The following is a 1,480-nucleotide window of genomic DNA, read 5'->3' on the forward strand; positions in this document are numbered from 1 at the left end:
GCTGTGAGCAGGCGTGTGCCGACCTGCTCGCCTCGATGGGTTGAGCCGGCTCCCGAGCCGCGGTGCGATCCCCGGAGGTCGGTGTTGTGCCGCGACCCCACCGTGCCCTGGGGCGACCTCGCGCAGCTGGACCCGGCGACGACGGCCGACAGGGAAGAAGAAGGCAGATCATGATGGATCGCATTGCCCACATCTGGGGAACACGCACCCCGTTCGGCCGGGGGCAGCGGTGGCCGGTTCGGGTGGACCAGGTCCCCGCCGAGGAGGTCCGGGAGGAGGACGCTGACCGGTGGGTGCAGTCGGCGTGTGTGCTGTGCAGCAACGGCTGCGAGGTCGACATCGCGGTCAAGGACGGCACCATGGTCGGGGTTCGCGGCCGGGCGGTGGACATCGTCAACCACGGCCGGCTCGGTCCGAAGGGGCTGTTCGCCTCCTGGCAGGGAGTCAGCCACCGGGACCGCCTGACCCGCCCGTTGATCCGTGAGGGGGAGCATCAGCAACGGCCTGCCCGCCATCGCGGGGGAGGACCGGTGCCATCAGCGCCGTGCACAAGGGCGGGACGTGGCCGCCTACGGCATCGCAGGAACCATCGGCCCCGCCGCGGCCGGACTGTTCACCGTGGCCTACGGGCCGGGGGTCCTCGCCGGCTCGGTCCACCTTCCGGGGCACCGGGCGGACACCCGGATGCTCCTGGAAGCCGCCGACGTGTTCGTGCTGCCGTCACTGGTCGAGGGCATGCCGTTGGCCCTGATCGAGGCGATGGAGGCCGGCCTGCCGTTGGTGGCGACACGGGTGATCGGCTCCACAGAAGCCTGGCCCACGGTGAGACGGGGCTCCTCGTGCCGGCGGAGGATGCGCAGACGCAGGCAGCAGCGCTCGCGGAGCTGCTGGAGGACGATGCGAGGCGTGCGCTGTACGGCGACGCCGGCCGCAGGAGATGTCTGCGTGACTTCACCCTCGAACGGATGGTGGCGCGCACGCGCGCCGTGTACGACCTGACCCTGGAAGCTCATGCCTGATCCGGTGCGGCGGCCGGCCACGGGGTGAACCCCGGCGGCCGCAAGGCGAGAGGATCGCCGAGCCGGAGGGTTCCGGCCGCGGCGACGAGCAACGGCGAGCGGGTACCACCGGCCGGCACCTCATGCTTTCGGCACGGCCGCAGGGAGCCTCTGCGGACTCTCGGGCCGCGCTGTCCGGGCCGGTCGTCCGGGGACCGGGGCCGGTCCCCACGTCGAGGGGGCCGCGGGGCCCGTCCGCCCGGTCGCCGGGACCCAGGGCAGGTCCTGGGCGCGCCGGTAGCGCAGCGCGCCGGGGATCCGGCCCTTCTCGCCCAGTGGGGTGCCGCGGGCGAAGTCGGCCCACAGCCGGCGCAGCTGACGGCCGTGGGCGTCGACCTCCTCCCAGTCCGCGCCGGCCACCAGCCCGGTGCCGGCCCAGGTGTGCTCGTGGCCGAAGAGCAGGGGCAGGTCGATGGCGTGGG

1 protein-coding gene and 3 pseudogenes are annotated in these 1,480 nt (G+C 73.5%); 3 read left to right on the plus strand and 1 reads right to left on the minus strand.

Features of this window, described 5'->3' with window-relative positions:
• Positions 1–170: 170 nt before the first annotated feature.
• From ABD220_RS10200 to ABD220_RS10210, 3 genes and pseudogenes are all read left to right on the plus strand, one after another.
• Positions 171–485: pseudogene (locus tag ABD220_RS10200) on the plus strand (nitrate reductase); the annotation flags it as partial.
• A 133-nt stretch (positions 486–618) separates the two neighbouring features.
• Positions 619–798 (plus strand): annotated as a pseudogene (locus ABD220_RS10205) (glycosyltransferase); the annotation flags it as partial.
• Between the two features lie 41 nt (positions 799–839).
• Complete coding sequence (locus tag ABD220_RS10210; protein WP_344122228.1) at positions 840–1,019, plus strand: hypothetical protein; 180 nt, start codon at positions 840–842, stop codon at positions 1,017–1,019.
• Between the two features lie 120 nt (positions 1,020–1,139).
• Here ABD220_RS10210 and ABD220_RS10215 read toward each other — a convergent pair.
• Positions 1,140–1,480, minus strand: a pseudogene (locus ABD220_RS10215) (hypothetical protein); the annotation flags it as partial.

Source organism: Kocuria aegyptia (assembly GCF_039530085.1).
Taxonomy (GTDB): Bacteria; Actinomycetota; Actinomycetes; order Actinomycetales; family Micrococcaceae; genus Kocuria; species Kocuria aegyptia.